Consider the following 21,086-nt stretch of genomic DNA (forward strand, 5'->3'; position numbering starts at 1 on the left):
GGGGGAAGGGGCGGCCGACGGGCCAGGCCGTACCGCCGGACAGGGCCGACGGGTCCACCCGCTCGCCGGTCACCGCGACGACCGTCTCGGTCGGGCCGTAGCTGTTGAAGATCGCGCAGCCCGCGCGGGAGGCCAGGTCACGGACCCAGGCGGCCGGGGACGCCTCACCCGCCAGGACGAGCGCCCGGCGCGGCAGCAGCCGTTCCGGCTCGACCTCCGCGCCGAGCGCGGCCAGGTGGGAGGGCGTCATCTTCAGATAGTCGAGGCCCCGCACGGCCTCGGCCAGTTCGGGCCCGGAACCGCGGCGGGGCAGCTGGTGCAGGGTTCCGCCGCCGGTGAGCGGCAGGTGGAACATCAGCATGCTGAAGTCGAAGGCGAGCGACTGGAGCAGGCCGAAGGTGGCGCCGGGCACGATGTCGTACTCCTGACGGATGTACTCCAGGTAGGCCACGATGTGCCGGTGCTGGACGCCGACCCCCTTGGGCCGCCCGGTCGTGCCGGAGGTGTAGATCACGTAGGCGAGGTCGCCGGGGCCCGCCACCGGTTCGAGCGGCGTGTCGTCGCCCGGGCCGTCCAGCCGGTCCATTTCGACGACCGGGCCGGTGAAACCGCTCGCCCGCTCGCGCAGCGCCGAGTCGGTGACCAGCAGCACGGCCGAGGCGTCGGCGAGCAGAAGGTCCATCCGTTCACGCGGCTGCTCGGGGTCGAGCGGCAGGTAGGCGCCGCCCGCCTTGAGCACCGCGAGGATCGCGACGGCGGCCTCCACGGTCTCGTCGAGACAGATCGCCACCCGCGTGTCGGGGCCGGTACCGAGCTCCCGCAGCCGCCTGGCCAGCCGGTTGGCCCGGCTGTGCAGTTCGGCGAAGGTCAGCGACCGTTCCCCGGCGACGAGGGCGAGCGCGTCCGGGGTCCGCGCCGCCTGCGCCTCGGCCATCTCGCCGAGCGTGCGATGCTGCGGCCGCCAGGTACGGGTGCCCGCCCACTCGCCGAGCAGCGTGCGCCGCTCCCGCTCGCCGAGCAGGTCCACCTCGGACAGGCGCAGCGCGGGATCGGCCGCGGCCTGCCGCAGGAAGCGCCGCATCGAGTGTTCGACACGCTCGACGGTCACGGCCTCGAACAGGTCGGTCCGGTAGGTGATGAAACCGCTCAGCCCCTCGGGGGTCTCGCTGACGTACAGCGCCAGGTCGAACTGGGTGGCGCGCAGCCGCAGGTCGAACGGGCTCACCTCAAGCCCCGCGACGGTCGTCTCACGGACCGCCCGGTCGACCAGCGTGAACGTCGCCTGGAAGACCGCGGACCGGCCGGGGTCCCGCTCGACCCGCAGGTCGTTGACCAGCCGGTGGAAGGGGTAGTCCTGGTGCGCCAGCGCGCCCAGCACGGTCTGCCTGGTCTCGCGCAGGTGCTCGGCCACGGTCGGGTCCGCCCCGGTACGGCCGCGCAGGGTCACCATGTTGACGAAGGCGCCGACCACCCCCTCAAGCTCCCGGTAGGGCCGTCCGGCCACCGGCGAGCCGATCGCGAAGTCGTCCTGGCCCGCGTGCCGGGCGAGCACCGCGTGGTAGGCCGCCAGCAGGGTCATGTAGAGCGTGACGGAGTGCGCCCTGCCCAGCTCGCGTACGGTCTCGGTCAGCTCGGCGTCCCAGGTGAAGGAGTGGGCCGCGCCCTCGAACCGCTGCTCGGGAGGCCGGGGACGGTCGGTCGGCAGCTCCAGGTCGGGCAGCCCGGCCAGTTCCGCGCGCCAGAAGGCGCCGTCGGCCTCGGCCGCGGGCCCGGCCAGCCGCTCCCGCTCCCAGACGGCGAAGTCGCCGAACTGCACGGCCGGGCCCGGCGGCGGACCGGGGGTGCCCTCACGCAGCCCGCCGTACAGGGCGAGCAGCTCACCCGTCATGATCTCCAGCGACCGGCCGTCGCTCACGATGTGGTGGACGAGGAGCATGAGCACGTGGTCGCCGGGCCCGACGCGGACCAGCGACGTCCGCAGCGGCGCGTCGCTCGTCAGGTCGAACGGCCGGGCCGCCTCCGCGCCGAGGATCTCGGCCGCCCGCTCCACGTCCTCCGCCTCGGTGACCTCAAGCGTGACGGGCCACGGCTCGTCGACGACGACCCTCGGCCGCCCGTCCTGGGTGGCGGGGAAACGCATCCGCAACGCCTCGTGCCCGGCCACCAGCGCGGTCAAAGCCTCGGCGAGCAGCGCGACGTCCAGCTCCCCCTTCAGGCGCATGGCGACGGGAAGCGTGTAGGCGACGTTCCCCGGGGCGAGCTGCTCCATGAACCACAGCCGCTCCTGCCCGCTGGACGGTGGCGGTTCGGTCCCCGGAGGACGGGGCAGGACGGTCGCGCTCCCCGCCCGCCCGCGCAGTCGCTGTGACAGCAGGGCGCGTTTGTCGGCGGTGAGGGCGCCGGCACGCTCCGACAGCTGGTCGGTCATCAGGCGGTTCTTCCTTCTATGTCGTTGATGAGCAGCGCCTCGACGGTGTCGGCCAGCCGTTCGACCGTGGGGTCGGTGAAGACCGCGTTGACCGGTATCTCCAGGTCCACGGCCGCCCTGATCCTGGCGGCGACCCGGATGGCCAGCAGCGAGTTGCCGCCGAGGGCGAAGAAGTCGTCGCGCACGCCGATCCGCTCGACCCCGAGCACCTCGGCCCAGACCTCCGCGACCAGCTCCTCGGCCTCGGTCCTCGGCCCCTGTTCCTCCTCGGCCGCCTCCCCCCGCACGGGGGCGGGCAGGGCGTCGCGGTCGACTTTGCCGTTGTGGTTGAGGGGGAGGGTGTCGAGGATGACGAGGGCGGTGGGGACCATGTAGGCGGGCAGGGTTCGCCGGGCGTGTTGGAGCAGGTGGCCGGGGTCGGTGGGGTTTCGGGTGGTGAGGTAGGTGACGAGGCGTTTGTCGCCGGGGTTGTCCTCGCGTAGCAGGGTCACGCTCTGGACGACGTCGGGGTGACGCAGAAGGACGGCGTCGATCTCCCCGGGCTCCACCCGGAATCCACGGATCTTCACCTGCCCGTCGGCCCGGCCGACGAACTCGACGTTCCCGTCGGCGCGGCGCCGTACCAGGTCGCCGGTGCGGTACATGCGGGTGCCGGGCGGGCCGTAGGGGTCGGCGACGAAGCGTTCTGCGGTGAGGCCGGGCCTGCCGAGGTAGCCGCGGGCCAGGTGGTCCCCGGAGATGTACAGCTCCCCGGGCACCCCGGTGGGAACGGGCCGCAGCGCGGCGTCCAGGACGTAGGCGCGCGTGTTGTCGAGCGGCCCGCCGATCGGGACGGTGCCCGCGGGCGTCTTCGCCGTCCGGTGAGACAGCGCGAACGTCGTGGTCTCGGTCGGGCCGTAGACGTTGGTGACGACGCCGCCCGCGTCCAGCACACGTTCGACCGCCGCGGGGGAGGCCGCCTCACCTCCCGTCCACAGTTCGGGTACGGCCGCCAGCACCTCGGGTGAGCCCTCGGCCAGGACGTTGAACAGCCCCGTGGTCAGGAACACCCCGGTGACGCGTTCCTCGTGGAGCATCCGTTCGAGGGTGGGCGCGTCGAGTACGCCGGGCGGGGCGACGACCACCGTCCCGCCGTTGAGCAACGGAACCCACACCTCGTAGGTCGAGGCGTCGAAGGCGAACGCGGAGTGCGACAGCACCCGGTCGTGCCCGGCGAAGCGACGGTCGGCCGCCAGCGCCACCACGTTGTGGTGGGTGACGGCGACGCCCTTGGGGGTTCCGGTGGAGCCGGAGGTGAACATGACGTAGGCGAGCTGCCGGGGGTCGGTTTCACGGACCGGGTCGCCGGGGTGGGTCTCGCCGGTGACCTGGATGGTGGTGAGGCCGTGCCCGGGGTGGGTTGTGTCGGTCACGGCCAGTCTGGCGCCGGTCTGCCGCCTGATCCAGTCCATGCGCTCCGGTGGGTAGGCCGGGTGCAGGGGGACGTAGACGGCGCCCGCCTTGGCGACGGCCAGCAGGGCGACGACGACGTCGGCGGATCGTTCCAGCAGGACGAGGACGGGGGTCTCCGCGCCGGCCCCCGCCGCGATCAGCCGGTGGGCCAGGGCGTTGGCGCGGGCGTTGAGCTCCGCGGCGGTCAGGCGGGTGGTGCCGCAGACCACGGCTTCGGCGCCGGGGTCCGCCGCGACCCGCGCCTCGAACAACCGGGCCAGGTCGCCGTACGGCAGCGCCGCCGCGGTGGCGTTTCCCTCCTCCACCAGGGCACGCCGCTCCCCGGCGGTGAGCAGCTCGACCTGCCCGATCCGGACGTCGGGATCCGCCGCCACCGCCTCCAGCAGCCTCGTCAGCCACCCGGCGATCGACTCGGCCGTGCCGCGGTCGAACAGGTCGGTGGCGTACTGCAGCACCCCGTGGATTCCCGACGGCCCCTCGCTGAGACCGAACAGCAGGTCGCACTTGGCGCCGCTGAGGCCGTACAACGAGTAGTCCGGGTCCGGCGTCACCGTCAGACCGGGCACCTCGGTCCTGTCGTCGGGGGTGTTCTCCAGGGCCAGCATCACCTGGAAGAGCGGGTTGCGGCCGGGCAGCCGCACCGGGTTGAGCGCCTCGACCAGATGCTCGAACGGCACGTCCTGGTGCGCGTACGCCGCCAGGTCCGCCTCCCTGACCCGGGCCAGCAGCTCACGGAAACTCGGATCGCCCGAGGTGTCGGTGCGCAGCACCAGCGTGTTGACGAAGAAGCCGACCAGGTCGTCCAGCGCCTCGTCCGCACGGCCCGCCACGGGAGAGCCGACCGGTATGTCGCCGCCCGCCCCGAGCCTGGTCAGCAGCGCCGCCAGCCCCGCCTGCAGGACCATGAACAACGTGGCCTGACCGGTCCTGGCCAGGGTGAGCAGCCGCCCGTGCAGCTCGGGCGGGATCCGCAGTGGCACGGCACCGCCCCCGTGCCCCGGGACCGTCGGCCGGGGCCGGTCGGCGGGCAGCGGCAGTTCCTCGGGCAGCCCCGCCAGGGCCCGCCGCCAGAAACCGGTCTGCGCGCTCATGAGACTGTCCGGGTCCGCCGCGTCCCCGAGCAGCTCGCGCTGCCACAGGGTGTAGTCGCGGTAACGCACGGGCAGCGGCTCCCACTCCGGGGCCTCACCCCGCGTGCGGGCCGCGTAGGCCGTCGCCAGGTCGCGCCTGAGCGGCGCCATCGACCAGCCGTCCGCGGCGATGTGGTGCAGCAGCACGACCAGCACGTGCTCGTCGGGGTCGCCCTGCCCGAGGGCGAACAGGCACGCCCGCACCGGCGGTTCGGCCGACAGGTCGAAGGGGCGCGCGGCCTCCCGCTCGATGGCGGGACCGAGCTCCGCCTCGCCGATCTCCGTGACCGTCAGGCCGGGGACGACGTCGAGCACCCGCTGGCCGTCCGGCGAGGGGAAGACCGTCCGCAGCGTCTCGTGCCGCAAGGCCACATCACGCAGCGCCGCCGCGAGCGCCGCCCGGTCCAGCCGCCCGGACAGGCGCAGGACCAGCGGAATGGTGTAGAGCCCGGCGGACTCGGCGAGCCGGTCGACGATCCAGATCCGGTGCTGGGCGTAGGAGAACAACGGCTCCCCGGAGTCCTCCGAGCGGACCAGCGGCGGCCTGGTCCCGCGTCCTCTCGCCCTCTCGACCGCCGTGGCGAGCGCGGCGACGGTCGGCGCCTCGAAGACCTCCCGCACCTGCACCTCGACGGAGAGCGCCGACCTGATTCCGGCCACCACCCGCATGGCCAGCAGCGAGTGCCCGCCGAGCGCGAAGAAGTCGTCGTCGACCCCGATCCCCGGTACGGCGAGCACCTGCGCGAACAGGTCACGGAGGATCCCCTCGACCGGAGTGCGCGGCGCCGTGCCCGACGTCGTCGTCTCCGGGGCGGGCAGGGCGTCGCGGTCGACTTTGCCGTTGTGGTTGAGGGGGAGGGTGTCGAGGATGACGAGGGCGGTGGGGACCATGTAGGCGGGCAGGGTTCGCCGGGCGTGTTGGAGCAGGTGGCCGGGGTCGGTGGGGTTCCGGGTGGTGAGGTAGGTGACGAGGCGTTTGTCGCCGGAGTTGTCCTCGCGTAGCAGGGTCACGCTCTGGACGACATCGGGATGACGCAGCAGGACGGCGTCGATCTCCCCCGGCTCCACCCGGATACCGCGGACCTTCACCTGCCCGTCGATCCGGCCGACATAGTCGAGAAGGCCGCCGGGAAGCCTGCGGACGAGGTCGCCGGTGCGGTACATGCGGGTGCCGGGCGGGCCGTAGGGGTCGGCGACGAAGCGTTCTGCGGTGAGACCGGGCCTGCCGAGGTAGCCGCGGGCCAGGTGGTCCCCGGAGATGTACAGTTCCCCGGGCACCCCGGTGGGAACGGGCCGCAGCGCGGCGTCCAGGACGTAGGCGGCCGTGCCGTCGAGCGGCCCGCCGATCGGGACCACGTCGCCGGGCTCGGTCACGTGGTGGGCGGTGGCGTAGACCGTGGTCTCGGTCGGGCCGTAGCCGTTGTGGACGTCACCCCCGGCCGCCAGCACCCGTCCGACCGCGGCGGCGGAGGCGGCCTCGCCCGCGATCCACAGTTCGGGTACGGCCGCCAGCACCTCGGGTGAGTCCTCGGCCAGGACGTTGAACAGTCCGGTGGTCAGGAACACGCCGGTGAGGCGTTCCTCGTGGAGCATCCGTTCGAGGGTGGGCGCGTCGAGTACGCCGGGCGGGGCGACGACCACCGTCCCGCCGTTGAGCAGCGGCACCCACAGCTCGTACATCGACACGTCGAAGGAGGGCGCCGTGTGGTGCAGCACCCGCCGGTGGCCGGGCCCCCGCCAGAGGCGGTCGGAGGCGAAGGCCGCGACGTTGTGGTGGGTGACGGCGACGCCCTTGGGGGTTCCGGTGGAGCCGGAGGTGAACATGACGTAGGCGAGTTGCCGGGGGTCGGTGTCGTGCCGAGGGTCGCCGGGGTGGGTCTCGCCGGTGACCTGGATGGTGGTGAGGCCGTGCCCGGGGTGGGTTGTGTCGGTCACGGCCAGCCTGGCGCCGGTCTCCCGCCTGATCCAGTCCATGCGCTCCGGGGGATAGGCCGGGTGCAGGGGGACGTGGACGGCGCCCGCCTTGGCGACGGCCAGCAGGGCGACGACGGTTTCCGCGGATCGTTCCAGCAGGACGAGGACGGGGGTCTCGGGTCCGGCTCCGGCCGTGGTGAGGCGGCAGGCCAGGGCGTTGGCGCGGGCGTTGAGCTCCGCGGCGGTCAGGCGGGTGGTGCCGCAGACCACGGCTTCGGCGCCGGGGTCCGCCGCGACCCGCGCCTCGAACAACCGGGCGAGACTCTCACGGCGGGAAAGCGGGTTCATCGGGCCTCCTGGTTCATGACACGGCGACCAGGGAGCCGCCCGGCCGCCGACGGGACGGAACACGCCGGGCACGACCGGGAGCGGGGGCTCTTCTCATAAGGCCGGGAGACCTTCCCGCGACGCCGAGAGGCCGCGGGGCCGCATGTCGGTCCAGTTCGCCTCGACGAATTCAAGACAGTCCCGGCGGCTGCTTTCCCCGAGCGCCACCTCCCATCCCCTGGGAATTTCCTGGGAAAAAGGCCACAGGGAGTGCTGGCCCTCACCGTTGACCAGGACGAGGTAGCGCCCGTCTTCGTCCTCGAATGGATTGCTCATGGAAACTCCGTACTCTGGTGTGGTCCTTGGCGCCGACGCCGGGAGAACGCCGGAAGGACATCGGTGGAACGCCGGGAGGGCATGAACCACACCGCCCCCGGTAAGCTCGCGTTTGAATTCGGATTCGCCCGCGAGAGGAAAGTCAGAGAAGTCCGTCCCGTGTCCGCCCGGACGGTCACCCCTGGTAACCGGGCGTACGGCCGCCCTATACGAGCGGCGTGGGGCCGGAAGGAGAAGACCGGGGAGTCGCTCAGGAGGGCGGCGAGGCCGTACGGCACCTGCGACGCGCGGAATTTCTGAGGACAGGGCCGGGAAGAGCGCGGAACCGCGCCGAGGGCCGGGGGGAGGAAATGCCGTTTCCATCCTCGAATGGATTGCTCATGGAAACTCCGCGCTGTCGGATGCGGGTTTGTGAATCGTCTGGTCGGCCGGGCGCAGGATCGTCGCGTGACGCCGGGTGCCGACTGGCAACCCCGCTTTGCCATTGATGCTCCAAAAGCGGAGTATGCCCTCAGGTCCCATACAATTGTCAACCCTTGACAAAGGTTCCGGGCGGAGAAACAATCCACTGCCGGATGACGTCCGGCGGGAGGCCGGCGCTTCCCGAGGAGAAACGGAAGAACGATGGCCGAGCGTGCGCCGCTGCCCTATGCCCATCTACGCCGGGTTCCGGCGTTCGACGTCGTCAGCGACGACCTCGTGGACGGCGGGGTCCTGCCCGACGCGCACGTCTACGAGTCCGGCAACCTCTCCCCGCACCTGCGCTGGTCCGGCGCCCCCGAGGGGACGCTGAGCTACGCGGTCACCTGCTTCGACCCCGACGCGCCCACCTGCAGCGGCTGGTGGCACTGGCTGCTGGTCGACATCCCGGCGGAGGTGACCGAGCTGCCGCGCGGAGCGGGCAGCGGTGACATGAAGGGTCTGCCGGGCGGCGCGATCCACGGACGAAACGACTACGGCACCTTCGACTTCGGCGGGGCCGCCCCGCCTCCCGGGCCACCGCACCGCTACGTCTTCGCCGTCCACGCCCTCGGCGTGCGGAGCGCCGAGGTCACCCCCGACCAGACGGCCGCGATCTTCTCCGGCACGATCAACCACCACGCCCTGGCCCGCGCGGTGCTCACCGTCGAGTACGGGATCTGAGACCCTCCCCGTGGAGGGCGGTCACCGGCCTGACGGCTCCGTCCGCCACGGCAGGACCGCGCAGTCGCCGTCGGTCCCGGCCATGATGCGCCTCAGATGGGGGGCCGACGGGCTGATCGCGAACCGGCGCCGGGCGGCGAGCAGCAGCGGCAGGTCGGCCGCGCTGTCGGAGTAGGCGTAGCCGAAGGGCACCGGTATCCCCGCCGCCCGCAGCATGAGCACCTTTCCCTCACCGAGGCAGCGCTCGCCGACCACGAGCCCGCCGAGCCTCCGCCTCTCCCGGGTGGCGACGATCTCCACGCCGTCCAGCCCGAGCTCGGCGCAGACCGCCCTGACGACGCGCGTCCCCGAGCCGCTGGCGATCACGACCCGGTCGCCCCGGGAGAGGTGTTCACGCAGCCGGTCCAGTCCCGCGCGCATCGGGTTGGCCGAACCCGCTCCCGCGTGCCCCGTCGCGAAGACGCCGGCCAGCCGGTCGAGTTCCGCGTCGTCGCTGCCGACGGTGGCGAACCAGCAGAGCCCCGACAGGGCGGCCCTGCGCGTCCTGACGTTGGGCAGCGCCCGCAGCGTGGCGATCACCGGGAGGGCGGGAAGCAGGAGTGCGAGCCGCCACGGCCGCCGCCGCATCAGCCAGCGCAGGAACCACTCGCCGCACTCGCCCCTGACCAGGGTGCCGTCCAGGTCGAAGACGGCGATCACCGGCGCCTGCCCCGGGATGTCCCCGGACGCGGGGGAGAGGCTGTGGTCCACGGTCGGTTCCTTCGCGGGTCGCGGGGGAGGTCCGGAACGCTCCACACCGCCGGGGAGATCGCCGGGCCGGTGGGAGGTCCGTGACATGGACGGCCCGGGACACGCGTGGATGCGCGCGGGCACGCCGTCGGCCGGTCCGCCCTCGGTTCACCCTCGGTTCGCCCTCAAGGGGCCCGGCGCGCGATCAGTGTGCCATGCCGGAAGCCCGTTGACCATGGGGAAAACGCTTTGTTCCCTCCCTTGGACCGTTCTCATTAGTGACGCGAATAAATTATTAAAGTCCTGTCCGAAACCGGCGGCCCGGGTGGCGGTACGGGATGCCGTGAGGGGTGGGGGCGCAGTTCCGGACCGACCGGAACGTCTCGGTCGTATCGTGTCCGGAATTGAGAGAGCGTTATCTGGAGAGTTCTCCGGTTGCGTCCGTAACCCAAAAACATGAGTTCCCCTCGCGTACGGCACATCCGAGTTGGTCTGCGGTCATTTAGGTGCGTAGCGAAGTCGCAACTTTGGGTGACTTTAATCTGAAAATTCACCATTTATTTGCTTTGATCACCTCCTATACACTCGCTCGCGGCGCTGGTCGGGAGACCAGTGACCGACGGCCGCGCGATCGCGCTCTGCCTGGCATTTGCCACCGCCAAACCTTCGTACGACGGGGGACATCCTCGAAATGCCACACAAGACCCTTGACTACGCTCGAGAACTACTCGGGGTCGGCTATGCGCGCATAACACTGGGCGCGAAGGAGGCCGCTCTCCTGGCCACCGCCCTGGACGAGTGCCGGCGCTTCTTCTCCCTGCCCGACGCGACCAAGGCGCGCTACTCAAGCGCCGACTGCAACTTCGGCTACCGCCCGCTCGGCATGGAGTACTCGATCACCGCGGACCGGCCGGACCTGAACGACTGCTTCACGCTGTGGTCGGACCGGCTCGACCTCGTGCCGAACTCCGCGGAGCTGACCTCCCTGACGGACGCGCTCCTGGCCTGGCGGAACCACCTGTCCGCGCTCGTCTCCGACGTCGTCGGCCACGTCGCGGGAATCATCGGGGACGCGCAGGCGCCCTCCTTCGAGGCGGCCTCCTACCTGCAGGTCAACAACTACACCCACGCGGACGGGGAGCGCGACCTGCTCCAGGACCGGCACGAGGACGGCCACCTGGTCACCGTCATCCACACCACCGCCCCCGGCCTTGAGATCTGGCCGGACGGGGAGTGCCTGCCGGTCGAGATGGCCCCCGACGAGGTCGTCCTGATGCCGGGCTCGGTCTTCGCCGAGCTCACCGGGGGAAAGGTCGGCGCGCTGGACCACCAGGTGCGCAACCTCGGCCTCGACCGGCGCATGTCCCTGATGTACTTCGTCAACCCCGAGCTGACCGAGCCCCTCTACCCCTGGGTGCGCACCGAGGGTGAGGCCCCCGCCGACCTGCGTGACAAGATCCGCAGTCACCCGGCGACCTTTGGACTCCCCCATGTCCCCGTCCTCTGACCTCCGTACCGTCCTCATCGTCGGCTCCGGCGACGGCACGGGACTGAACTTCTCCCGCTCGCTCGCCCTGGCCGGGGGATACCGGACCGTCGGCGTCGACACCACCCTTGAGGACTTCCACGCCAGCGAGGCGGACGCCCGCTACCTCGTCTCCTGGAACGACCCCGCCGACCTGGTGAAACAGGTCAACGACATCGCCGGGCGGGAGTCGGCCGACCTGATCTACGCCGCCGACACCAGCCCCGAACTGCTCGCCGTCGCCGAGTCCCGAGACGACCTCGTCGCGCCCACCCTCCTTCCCGACCGGGACGACCACCACAGGATGGAGGACAAGTGGGCCACCTGGCAGGCCCTCAGGCAGGCGGAGCTGCCCGTTCCCGACACCGTCCTGGTCGACTCACCGGCCGACCTGGAGGAGATCATGGCGCGCCACCCCAAGGTGTGGCTGCGCCGCCGCAGCGGCAGCGGGGGAGCGGGCTCCATCGCGACCGGGTCGATGCCGCTGGCCACGGCCTGGCTCGACGAGCACTCCGGCTGGGGCCACTTCACCGCGGCCGAGCACCTGTCCAAGCGGACCGCCACGCTCAGCGGGCTCTGGAACGACGGTGAGCTGGTCTGCTCCCAGCTCAGGGAACGGGTCTCCTGGAAGTACGCGACGCTGTCGGTCTCCGGCGTCACCGGCATCACCGGGGCGCAGCGCACCTTCTGGGACGAGGAACTGCACGAGCTGGCGCTGCGGTGCGTGCGGGCGGTCTGCGCCCGGCCGCACGGCATCATCGGCGTCGACTTCACCTACGGCCACGACGGCACGGCGCTGCCCACCGAGGTGCAGCCCGCCAGGTTCTACTCCTCGATCTACTTCCTGGCCACGCTCGGCGTCAACATGCCCGACCTGTACTGCAGGCTCGCCCTCGACGGCGGCCACGGCCTGCCCGGCCCCGCGGCGAACCCCATCAGGGAGAGCCACTACTGGGTGAAGTCGGTCGACAAGCTCCCCCGGCTGCTCTCGCCCGAGGAGTTCGCCCGTGGGTGAGTGGACGCATCACGACCTGCGGCGGCTCTGCGCGGCCGGGCGGCCCATCACCAAGGGGCCGCTGAACGACACCTACGCCGCGACCCTCGGCGGAAGAGCGGTGTTCGTCAGGCACCGGGTCCTGGACGACCCCTGCTACGGCCAGACCTTCGCCGGGGAGCGCCTCGTCGGCCCCCTGCTGCCCGGCCGGATCAGGGTGCCCGAGATCCTGCAGGTCGTCCCGGACGAACAGGGTGACGACCGGTTCGCCGTCTTCGAGTTCGTCGACGGTCACACCCCCGACTGGGACGACCCCGAGGTGCTGACCGCGCTGGCCGACCGGCTCCTCGACGTGCACGCGATCCCCGCCGACGGCCTCGGCGACGTCGGCGGGCCGCTCAGCCGTACGGCGGTGCCCGCCTACCTGCTCGGCCTGCTGCGGCGCGAGTGCGAGCTGCTGCCCGCCCACGCGGGCGAGCTCACCGGCGCGGCTGACCTGCTCATCGGCGCGATGGCCTGCTTCGAGGACGAACGGCCCTGCCTGTGCCACGGCGACGTGCACCGGGGCAACTGGCTGGTCGACCGGTCGGGGGAGCTGTGGACGCTCGACTGGGAGGCGGCGCGGTTCCGGGTCGCGGCGGCGGACTTCAACCAGATGCGCGCCGACTGGCTGACGGCCGCGCAGGAGGAGACCGTCCTGTCGCGCTATCTGGAACGATCCGGAAGGGACCGGGCCGTCTTCACCCGGCAGATCGCGATCCTGCGCCTGCTGTGGCACCTGCGGACCTACAACTTCCAGGTCCTGGTCAGAGGCCGCTCCCCGCGGCGGCACCTGGAGAACCTGGAGGCCGCGCGCGCCATCCTCGGAGAGATCCTGGGAGAGGGCCCGTGACGATCCCCGCGCACCTGACACCCGCCGTGCCCGTCTCCGGCGACGCCGGCCTGGCCACCCCCTGCCTGATCCTCGACGAGGACCTCGTCACCGCCGCCTTCACCGGCTTCCGCGCGGCCTTCCCCTCGGTCGGCGTCCACTACGCGGTCAAGTGCAACCCCGACCCGGCGCTGCTGCGGCACCTGCGGGGGCTCGGCTGCGGCTTCGAGATCGCCTCCCACCCCGAGCTCGAACTGCTCACGAGCGTGGGCGTCGACCCGGCCGAGGTGCTCTACAGCAATCCCGTACGGCCCCGCGAGCACATCTCCCGCTGCCACGACGCCGGAGTGTGGCGTTTCTGTGTCGATTCGCCGCACGAAATGGCGAAACTGTCACAGGCGGCGCCGGGAGCGCACGTCTACGCCAGGCTCGGCACCGGCCAGGCGACCAGCGTCGTGCCGAGCGAGGGGAAATTCGGCGTCTCGAAGGACGATGTCTGCGACCTTCTCCTCGGCGCCGGAAAAATGGGGTTGAAACCCCATGGAATCGCTTTTCACGTTGGTTCCCAGATGACGGATCCGCACGCCTGGGACGCCCCGCTGCGCGACGCGGCCGAAATCATGGAACGACTCGCCGAAAAAGGCGTGAGAATCGCCATGCTCGACATCGGCGGCGGATTTCCGGCGCGCTATGACAAGCCGGTCCCCGGCATCGGGGAATTCGGACGGCACATAACCGGTCTTCTCAATGCGCTGCCGTACCCCGTCGAGGTCGTCGCCGAGCCGGGACGCGCGCTGGTCGCCGAGGCCGGGGTCATGGTCTGCCGGGTCCTGCAGGTCGTCCGCAGGGGCGGGACCTGGTGGGCCCACACCGACCTGGGCGTCTTCAACGGGATGATGGAGGTCCTGGAGACCGCGGGCGCGCTGGTCTACCCGATCTCCGGAGAGCGGGAGAGCGGCCCGCCGCGCAGGTACAACGTCACCGGGCCCACCTGCGACAGCCAGGACACCTTCGCGACCGGCGTCGAGCTGCCCGAGGACCTGGCCGAGGGCGACCTGCTGTTCGTCGGCTCCGCGGGCGCGTACACCACCGCCTACTCCTCGCAGTTCAACGGCTTCTCCACACCCCACACCGTGCTGCGCCGCCCGTCGGGCCCCCGCGTGACCACCGACCGTCCCGAGTTCGGAGAGTGAGACAAGTGAGTGCTCTGACCGGCGCCGAGGAACTGCTCGGCAACGTCGAGGACGCCGCGGCCAAGGCCCGGTGCGAGGTCGCCGCGGCCTGGAACGTCGCGGGCCTCGAACTGGACGTGCGCTGCGGTGACCAGGCCCTGTTCGAGGCCCTGCACGCCTACCTCGGCTCGCACACGGGCCCGCCCGCAGGGGGACGTCCCGACGTCGAGATGACGTTCGTCGCGGACGACGCCCTGGTGGGGCGCCTTGAGGAGGCCGCCGCCCGGCTGGCCGCCCCGGCGCCCGCGATGATCTCCTACTGCAGCACGGAGAAGGGCAGGCTCCCCGTCGAGCACTGGCGGGCGGGGGAGGCCGTGCTGCTGCGCACGGTGAAGACCCCCACCTGGCTGCTGGCCGACGCGGGCTACACCCGCCTGACGTTCGTCGTCGGCGGCGCCTACCCGGCCGCGCCGACCGTCCACAAGGACCTGGCGCTGCTGATCCTGCACGTCATCCAGCGCACCCTGGAGGTTCGCGGGCAGCTGCAGGTCCACGCCTCGGCCGTCGTCGTCGACGGCAGGGCCGTCCTGTTCTCCGGGCCGAAGCGCTCGGGCAAGACGACCTGCTTCCTCGACGCGATCGTCAGGACCGGCGCCAGGCCGCTGTCGGTCGACAAGGTCCACCTGGCCGAGGACCCGGCCACCGGGCGGCTGCGGGTCTTCGGCGTCCCCACCCGCCTGCGGGTCCTGGCGGGCACGCTGCAGAAGTATCCGGGAAGCTGGGACACCTTCATCCCCGAGGACTACCGGGGGGTCGACGAGGAGCGCCTGTGGCGCGGCGAGAGCGACTCCAAGGTGACCGTCCCGCTGACCAGCCTGCGTTCGATCACCGGCGCCGACTTCGAGCTGAGCGCGCCGCTCGGCATGATCGTGCTGCCGGACGTCGCCAGGGGACGCGACCCCCTGCTGCGCGAGGTCACGGACCCCGGGGAGATCGCCTCCCTCATGCGGCCCAACGTCTACACCCCGGACAACCCGGAGGAGGACTGGTGGTCCGGGATCGGCGAGCACCTGGCCGCCGACCTCAGGGCGCGGGCCGAGGCGTTCCTGACGGGCGTCGGTTCCAGGGTGCCGATCCTGCGTCTTGAGGGAGCAGAGCGGATCGACCACCTGCTCCAGGACGCCTGGCGCAGGCTCGCCGCCGTACCCGTCACCGTTCCGGGCCCATGACCAGGGCACTGGTGCTCGGCGGCACCCGGTTCGTCGGGCGGGCGGTGGTCGAGGCGCTGCTGCCCTCCTGCGAGGTGACCGTGCTCAACCGGGGGACACGGCCGCTGTGGGACCCCAGGATCGTCCAGGTCGTCGCCGACCGGCGGGACGCGGCCTCGACGCGCGCCGTCCTGCGCGGGAGCTACGACGTGGTCGTGGACGTCTCGGGCACAGAACCGGTCCACGTGCGCAACGTCCTGGACACGCCCGCCGTGGCCGGGGCCGTCCGGTACGTCTACGTCAGCTCGGCCGCGGTCTACCGGCGCGGGCACGCGGGCCCGCCCTTCCACGAGGACGACCCGGCGGACGGCGACCCCGCCTGGGGCGGCTACGGCGAGGACAAGGCGGAGTGCGAGCGGCTGCTGTCCGGCCTGCCCGGCCTGACGGTCCTGCGGCCGCCCTACGTGTACGGCCCGCGCAACACCGAGCCGAGGGAGAGCTTCCTGTGGGCCAGGATGCTCACCGGGCAGCCGATCTTCGTGCCGGGCGACGGGCGTACCGGGATCCAGTTCTGCCACGTCCGCGACCTGGCGGAGACCGTGGCCGCGGCGTGCGCCGGGACGCCTCCCCCCGGCGTCTACAACGTCGGCGGGCCGGGGAGTTGCTCCTTCACCGACTATCTCGGCCTGCTCGCGGAGATCGCCGGGACCGGGCACAGGGCGGTGCACGTCCACGACGAGGAGGTCCCGGCACGGGCCTACTTCCCCTTCCGCGACCTGGAGCTGACGCTCGACACCACCCGTCTCGACCGGACGGGAGCGGGGGCGGCCACCCCGCTCGCCGACGGCCTGCGCGAGACGCTGGCGTGGCTGCGCGCGCACGGCTCCCTGGCCGACGAGCCCACCGAACAGGAGAAGAAATGGCGAGCGACGACGCTCTAGCGGACGTCGTGGCGGCCGTACTGGACGCCTACGGCCTGCCTGAGGCGTCCCTGGAGCCGCTCGCCGGGCAGGTGCTCACGGCGGCGCGGGAGCGCGGGCTCGGCTCGGCGGACCTGGCCGGGGCGGGCGTGCGCGGCTGGGAGGACCTCAGGCGCGTCCTCGACGGCCCCGACGAGCGGGCCCGCGCGTCGGCCGAGTCGGTGTGCGCCTGCGTCAACGACGTGCTGTTCTCATCCCCGCGCTGGCGGAGGGAGGTTGGCTATGAGCACCCGATGGACGAGCTCGGCTGACGCGGTCGTCGTCGGTTTCGGGCTCACCGGCGCCCCCGCCCTCGAACGGCTGCTCGGCGCCTCCGGCGCCGGCGACGTCGCCGTCCTCGACCGGGGCGCCTTCTGGGAGCCGGAGGGCCACGCCTTCCCCGGCGAGCGAAGCCTGATCCTCGACCGCCCGCTCACCGTCGACCCCCGGGAGGACCACGTGCTCCTGCGGACCCCCGGCGCGGGCCCGGCGCGGTTGCGCAAGTGGTGGGCCTCCCGGCTCGCCGGCGGCGGCTCCTGGCTCTGGTACGGCCAGCTGTCCCGCTTCCGCCCCAGTGACCTGCGGATGCGTTCGGCGTACGGCGGCGCCCTCGGCCCCGAGGTGCGCGACTGGCCCATCGACTTCGCCGAACTCGACCGGGCCTACGCCCACATCCAGGGGAGGCTGCGGCCCTTCGGCTGCGCCTACGGCCACACCGAGGCCGCCTACCGGGACTTCGACGGCGGGCCGTACCTGGAGAGGCCGGGGCCGAGTCACCTCGAACGGCTGATGGTCGACCGGCTCGGCCGTGACGGCCTGAACGCCTACGTCGGGCAGAGCTGCCTGGGCGGGCGCGCCTGGGACACCTGCCCGGTCTCGCCCGTCACCGGGCGCCCCGCCGAACGCGGCCGGCCGATGCTGGCCCGCCCCAACTGGTACGTCGACCTGTACGGCACGCTGCGCGAGGACCCCAGGGTGCGCCTGCTCGGCGGCTGCTACGTCTCCCGCGTCCTGGTCGACGGGGGAGCCGTCCAGGGCGTGGAGTACCTCCAGCGCGACGACGCCGGAGACCTGCGGACCCGGCGGATCAGGTGCGGCACCGTGGTGCTCGCCCCGGGCGCCCTGGAGACCAACCGCATCCTGCTCAGCTCGGACCTGCCCGACCGCAACGGCCTGCTCGGCAGGCGCTTCACCTTCACCCTGGAACGCACCGCCTACCTGGTGACCGCGGAACCGCGCGAGCGGGACCTGGCCGACCGCCTGGCGGGACTCTACGGAAACGTCGTGATCAAGGACTTCTACGACCTCGGGGAGACGGGCCCGCTGCGCAAGGGCGGCAAGTTCGCCCTCTACGACGCCTACGTCGCCGAGTCACCGGCCAGGCACGTCCGCAACCTGCGGATGCGCGGCCCGGAACTGGCCCGCTTCCTGCGGGCGGAACGCGGGCACTACGTGGTCAAGGTGAGCTTCAAGGGCGAGTCACTGCCCTCGGCGGGCAAGTTCGTCTCGCTCAGCGCCCGCAGGAACGCCTTCGGCGCCAGGGTGCCGACGGTGACCTACACCCCCCACCCGGCCGACCTGCTCCTGCAGGAACGCGTCACCGCCATCCTCCCCAGGATCGGGCGTGCCCTCGGCGCCGTCGAGACCCGGGTGCACCCCGTCCCCTCCGGCGAGGACCTGGTCTCCGCGCACCACCACGGCGGCGCGGTCTTCGGCGACGACGCCGCGCAGGCCGTACTGGACCGCGACTGCGAGTGCTTCGAGGCCAGGGGGCTGTTCGTGGCCGACTCCAGCTTCATGCCGACCTCGGGCGCGACCAACTCGTCCCTGACCGCCATGGCGAACGCCCACCGGGTGGCCGGCGTCGTCGCGGCGCGGCTGTCATGAGCGGCCTCACCCGCGAGGGCGGGACCCCCGCGGACCAGGCCACCGGGGACCACCTGCTGGCCGTCACGGACCTGTCCTTCGCCTACGGCGACTCCCAGCCGGTCCTCACCGGCGTCACGCTGCGGCTGCGCGGGGGCCAGGTGCTGGGCGTCCTCGGCCGCAACGGCGCGGGCAAGAGCACCCTCATCAACGCGATCCTCGACATCGTGCCCGGCAGGCGCGCCGGAGAGGTCGTCCTCGGCCAGGAGGGGACGGGCGGGGACACCCGGCGGCACGTCGGCGTCGCCGGCCAGCGCATCTCCCTCTACAAGAAGCTCACCGTCGCCGAGAACCTCACCCACGCCGCCAGGCTCGTCCTGCCGCGCGGGCGGGTCGCCGCCGCGACGGAACGGGCGATCGAGGACTTCGGCCTGGCGAAGGTCGCGCGGACCCCGGTGCACCGCCTTTCGGGAGGGTGGGAGCGGCTGTCCCACATCGCGGCGAGCTTCGTCCACGCCCCAAGGCTCCGCTTCCTCGACGAGCCGACCAGCGCGCTCGACTTCGAGACCAGGACCAGGCTGGTCGCCCTGATGGCCCGGTGGCGCCAGGACGGCGACGCGATGATCGTCACCTCGCACTACCCCGAGGACATCGAGGAGACCTGCACCCACGTCGCGGTCGTCTCCGGCGGCACCGTCGTCGGCGTCGGCCCGCTGCGGGACCTGCTCGGCGGCTACCACAGCGAGCTGCTCATGCGGGTCGGCGGCGAGGACGGCCCGCTGACGCTGCGCGCCCCGGCCCCCGGGACGGTCGGGCAGGCCGCAGAGACCCTCGCCCGCTGGGCGCGGGAGGGCCACGCCGCCTCCGCCGTCGAGTCCGTACGGCTGACCAGCAGGAACCTGCGGGAGATCATCTCCCTGGACCCCGAACTACGCGGGAGCGTCGGTGAGAACGACTGAGGGCTCCACCAAGGACAGGGCCGGGTTCTGGTCGGTCGCCGCGGGCTACGCCACGACCGAACTGCTCGTGCTGTGGCGGATGCGCACCCCGCTGGTCTTCATGTTCGCGGTGCCCGCCACCCTGGCCCTGACCCTCGGCTCCGCCGTGGCGGGGGAGGGCAGCCACGGGCGCGCCATGCTCGGCATCGCGGTCATGTTCAGCTTCACCACCACCCACTACACGGGCCTGGCGCTGTTCCGCGAGTTCGGCAGCAACACCTGGGTGCGGCAGGCGCTCCACCGGCCCCCCAGGGGCGCCTTCCTGCTCGGCAAGATCCTGCCCATCGCGGGGATCGGCCTGACGCAGCTGAGCCTGTTCACCGCCATCGCCGTCGTCTTCTACGGCACGCCCGTCCACGGCTCGGTGTGGCAGCTGCTCGCGATCGCGGTCACGCTGCTCGGCGTCAGCTGCGCCATGGGGGTGGTGCTCTATCTCGTCACCGCCGACACCTCGACCTTCGAGAGCCTGTTCTACATCTTCCTGATCACCGCGGGCAGCGTCGGCGGCGCGATCGTTCCCGACGGGAACCTGCCCGCCCTGTCCAGGGCCGTCGGTGTGCTGACCCCGCACCACTGGGCCCTGCGCGCTTTGGACGAGGCGACCTCGGGGCGGGGGGAGTGGGGTCCGGTCCTGCAGTCGATCGGCGTCCTGGGCTGCTGCGCCGTGGTCCTGGGGGCCGTCGCCGCGACGGCCTTCGACTACCGGCGCCAGAAATACGACCTGTACTAGAAGGAGACCCCTTGACATCGCCTGACGACATGGCGCGATATCTCGGCGCGCGCCTGGCCGCGCACGGCAGGACGACCGGCGACCTCGTCGCGGAGGTGGACACCAGCTTCGGCGAGCCCCTGCTGATGTCGGCGGCCGGCTCGGTGGTGCACGGGTTCGGCACCCCGATGAGCGACGTCGACGTCCACGTCGTCGTCGAGAGCACGAAGGTGACGGGCCTGCCCATCACCTCCTTCAGCCTCGGCGTCGCCGTCGACGTCAACTACATCAGGGCCGACTCGATCCGGCGCGCGGCCGACGCCCTGGGCGCCCCCGGCGAAACGGCGAAGGCGGACCGCTCCGCCTGGCGGGACTACCGCAGGAAGCTCGCCCAGCTCAACCGGCTGATCCTCGGCCTGCCGCTGCGGGGAGACCAGGATTGGCTCGACTGGCAGCGCGAGCGGCGCAAGCCCGTCGCCGACGCGACGGTCCGCTGGTGGCGGACGGAGGCGGTGCGCTACCGGCTGGCCTGCGAACTGCTGCGCGAGACCAGGCCGCTGGCCGCGGCCGAACGGCTCGGCAGGGCCGGGGTCGCCGCGCTCGACGCGCTGGCCACCGCCAGGGGCGAGCTGTGCTTCGGGCAGAAGTGGGTCGGAGCCAAACTCGACCGGCTCGGCGACACCGAGCTGGCCGCGCTGTACGGGCGCTTCCTCGACCTGCCCGCCGGAACCGGGGACGCCCACGACTACCTGCGCCGCACCGGGGAGCTCTTCGACGGGCTGGCGGCCAGGCTCGACCTGCCGGACGACCCGGCGGTGTGCCTGACCCCCGCCGCGGGGCTGAAGACCTGGCACACCCACGGCGGGCGCGCCCTCGTCCACCGGTGGGCGCTGCGCGGGGCCGAGGGGCCGGAGCGGGAGCTCGCCCCCCTCGGCGAACCCGGCTGGAGCTGGACCGGCGCGAGCACGGAGATGACGCGGACGCACCGCGAGCTGGCACGGGAGGACCTGCTGTGGCTGTCGATCGACTGGAGCACGACGTGAACGACGAGAGCCGCGAGACGGGCCTGACCCCGGTGCGGGACCCGCGCAGATGGGCCGCCCACGAGTGCTTCGGCGTCTTCGAGCTGCTCTTCGAGGTCCACGCCAGCTACGAGGACCTGCTCGGCACCCTCGACGAGGGGCTCCTGCAGGTGGCGAGGTTCGTCGCCAGGGACACCGTCGTGCGCGCGCTGGCCGTACGGTCCCTGCTTCGGGAGGGGCTGCCGCCCGACGAGCACGACGTGCTGGCCGACCCGTACGCGGGACTCGACGAGGAGGAGATCG

16 protein-coding genes are annotated in these 21,086 nt (G+C 72.2%); 12 read left to right on the top strand and 4 right to left on the bottom strand.

Annotation, left to right across the window (positions count from 1 at the left end; translation table 11 throughout):
• From ACFOYY_RS38820 to ACFOYY_RS38830, 3 genes are all read right to left on the bottom strand, one after another.
• Nucleotides 1-2,428, bottom strand: a 2,428-nt coding sequence (locus ACFOYY_RS38820) for a non-ribosomal peptide synthetase (protein ID WP_386196274.1), incomplete at its 3' end; no start/stop codon positions are given.
• A complete protein-coding gene (locus ACFOYY_RS38825; RefSeq protein ID WP_386196276.1) occupies nucleotides 2,428-7,272 on the bottom strand; it encodes an amino acid adenylation domain-containing protein in 4,845 nt (1,614 codons plus the stop codon). The genes ACFOYY_RS38820 and ACFOYY_RS38825, both read right to left, overlap by 1 nt.
• 93 nt (nucleotides 7,273-7,365) lie before the next feature.
• Nucleotides 7,366-7,587: an MbtH family protein gene (locus ACFOYY_RS38830; protein ID WP_362911833.1), complete on the bottom strand. Its 222-nt coding sequence runs from the start codon at nucleotides 7,585-7,587 to the stop codon at nucleotides 7,366-7,368.
• A 624-nt stretch (nucleotides 7,588-8,211) separates the two neighbouring features.
• Between ACFOYY_RS38830 and ACFOYY_RS38835 the strand changes: the two genes are divergently transcribed.
• Nucleotides 8,212-8,730, top strand: a complete 519-nt coding sequence (locus tag ACFOYY_RS38835; protein ID WP_362783803.1) for a YbhB/YbcL family Raf kinase inhibitor-like protein — start codon at nucleotides 8,212-8,214, stop codon at nucleotides 8,728-8,730.
• Nucleotides 8,731-8,751: 21 nt separating this feature from the next.
• Here ACFOYY_RS38835 and ACFOYY_RS38840 read toward each other — a convergent pair whose 3' ends face one another.
• Complete coding sequence (locus ACFOYY_RS38840; RefSeq protein WP_386196278.1) at nucleotides 8,752-9,480, bottom strand: HAD family hydrolase; 729 nt, start codon at nucleotides 9,478-9,480, stop codon at nucleotides 8,752-8,754.
• A gap of 670 nt (nucleotides 9,481-10,150) precedes the next feature.
• Here ACFOYY_RS38840 and ACFOYY_RS38845 point away from each other — a divergent pair.
• From ACFOYY_RS38845 to ACFOYY_RS38895, 11 genes are read left to right on the top strand one after another with little or no spacing between them, the layout of a single operon-like run.
• Nucleotides 10,151-10,966, top strand: a complete 816-nt coding sequence (locus ACFOYY_RS38845) for a 2-oxoglutarate and iron-dependent oxygenase domain-containing protein (RefSeq protein WP_352013246.1) — start codon at nucleotides 10,151-10,153, stop codon at nucleotides 10,964-10,966.
• Complete coding sequence (locus ACFOYY_RS38850; RefSeq protein ID WP_352013247.1) at nucleotides 10,950-11,999, top strand: hypothetical protein; 1,050 nt, start codon at nucleotides 10,950-10,952, stop codon at nucleotides 11,997-11,999. The genes ACFOYY_RS38845 and ACFOYY_RS38850 overlap by 17 nt, the downstream gene beginning before the upstream one ends.
• Nucleotides 11,992-12,870, top strand: coding sequence for a phosphotransferase family protein (locus ACFOYY_RS38855; RefSeq protein ID WP_386196281.1), 879 nt, complete (start codon nucleotides 11,992-11,994; stop codon nucleotides 12,868-12,870). The genes ACFOYY_RS38850 and ACFOYY_RS38855 overlap by 8 nt, the downstream gene beginning before the upstream one ends.
• Nucleotides 12,867-14,042: a type III PLP-dependent enzyme gene (locus ACFOYY_RS38860; protein ID WP_352013249.1), complete on the top strand. Its 1,176-nt coding sequence runs from the start codon at nucleotides 12,867-12,869 to the stop codon at nucleotides 14,040-14,042. Before ACFOYY_RS38855 ends, ACFOYY_RS38860 begins: the two co-directional genes overlap by 4 nt.
• A gap of 5 nt (nucleotides 14,043-14,047) precedes the next feature.
• Nucleotides 14,048-15,250, top strand: coding sequence for a hypothetical protein (locus tag ACFOYY_RS38865; protein ID WP_386196283.1), 1,203 nt, complete (start codon nucleotides 14,048-14,050; stop codon nucleotides 15,248-15,250).
• Nucleotides 15,247-16,170, top strand: a complete 924-nt coding sequence (locus ACFOYY_RS38870) for an NAD-dependent epimerase/dehydratase family protein (RefSeq protein WP_386196285.1) — start codon at nucleotides 15,247-15,249, stop codon at nucleotides 16,168-16,170. The genes ACFOYY_RS38865 and ACFOYY_RS38870 overlap by 4 nt, the downstream gene beginning before the upstream one ends.
• Entirely contained in the window at nucleotides 16,149-16,460 is a 312-nt protein-coding gene (locus ACFOYY_RS38875) for a hypothetical protein (protein ID WP_352013252.1), read from the top strand. The genes ACFOYY_RS38870 and ACFOYY_RS38875 overlap by 22 nt, the downstream gene beginning before the upstream one ends.
• On the top strand, nucleotides 16,432-18,075 hold the full coding sequence (locus tag ACFOYY_RS38880) for a GMC oxidoreductase (protein ID WP_386196286.1): 1,644 nt from the start codon (nucleotides 16,432-16,434) through the stop codon (nucleotides 18,073-18,075). Before ACFOYY_RS38875 ends, ACFOYY_RS38880 begins: the two co-directional genes overlap by 29 nt.
• Nucleotides 18,072-19,013: an ABC transporter ATP-binding protein gene (locus tag ACFOYY_RS38885; protein ID WP_352013254.1), complete on the top strand. Its 942-nt coding sequence runs from the start codon at nucleotides 18,072-18,074 to the stop codon at nucleotides 19,011-19,013. The genes ACFOYY_RS38880 and ACFOYY_RS38885 overlap by 4 nt, the downstream gene beginning before the upstream one ends.
• On the top strand, nucleotides 19,000-19,782 hold the full coding sequence (locus ACFOYY_RS38890; protein ID WP_352013255.1) for an ABC transporter permease: 783 nt from the start codon (nucleotides 19,000-19,002) through the stop codon (nucleotides 19,780-19,782). The genes ACFOYY_RS38885 and ACFOYY_RS38890 overlap by 14 nt, the downstream gene beginning before the upstream one ends.
• An 11-nt stretch (nucleotides 19,783-19,793) precedes the next feature.
• Entirely contained in the window at nucleotides 19,794-20,804 is a 1,011-nt protein-coding gene (locus ACFOYY_RS38895) for a hypothetical protein (protein ID WP_386196288.1), read from the top strand.
• The last annotated feature ends 282 nt before the right edge of the window (nucleotides 20,805-21,086 follow it).

Source organism: Streptosporangium jomthongense (genome assembly GCF_042650425.1).
Taxonomy (GTDB): Bacteria; Actinomycetota; Actinomycetes; order Streptosporangiales; family Streptosporangiaceae; genus Streptosporangium.

Coding starts and splice junctions, on each gene's coding strand:
- ACFOYY_RS38845 (WP_352013246.1), top strand. CDS start 10,151: ATGCCACACAAGACCCTTGACTACGCTCGAGAACTACTCGGGGTCGGC.
- ACFOYY_RS38850 (WP_352013247.1), top strand. CDS start 10,950: ATGTCCCCGTCCTCTGACCTCCGTACCGTCCTCATCGTCGGCTCCGGC.
- ACFOYY_RS38880 (WP_386196286.1), top strand. CDS start 16,432: ATGAGCACCCGATGGACGAGCTCGGCTGACGCGGTCGTCGTCGGTTTC.
- ACFOYY_RS38870 (WP_386196285.1), top strand. CDS start 15,247: ATGACCAGGGCACTGGTGCTCGGCGGCACCCGGTTCGTCGGGCGGGCG.
- ACFOYY_RS38830 (WP_362911833.1), bottom strand. CDS start 7,587: ATGAGCAATCCATTCGAGGACGAAGACGGGCGCTACCTCGTCCTGGTC.
- ACFOYY_RS38885 (WP_352013254.1), top strand. CDS start 18,072: ATGAGCGGCCTCACCCGCGAGGGCGGGACCCCCGCGGACCAGGCCACC.
- ACFOYY_RS38825 (WP_386196276.1), bottom strand. CDS start 7,272: ATGAACCCGCTTTCCCGCCGTGAGAGTCTCGCCCGGTTGTTCGAGGCG.
- ACFOYY_RS38875 (WP_352013252.1), top strand. CDS start 16,149: ATGGCGAGCGACGACGCTCTAGCGGACGTCGTGGCGGCCGTACTGGAC.
- ACFOYY_RS38835 (WP_362783803.1), top strand. CDS start 8,212: ATGGCCGAGCGTGCGCCGCTGCCCTATGCCCATCTACGCCGGGTTCCG.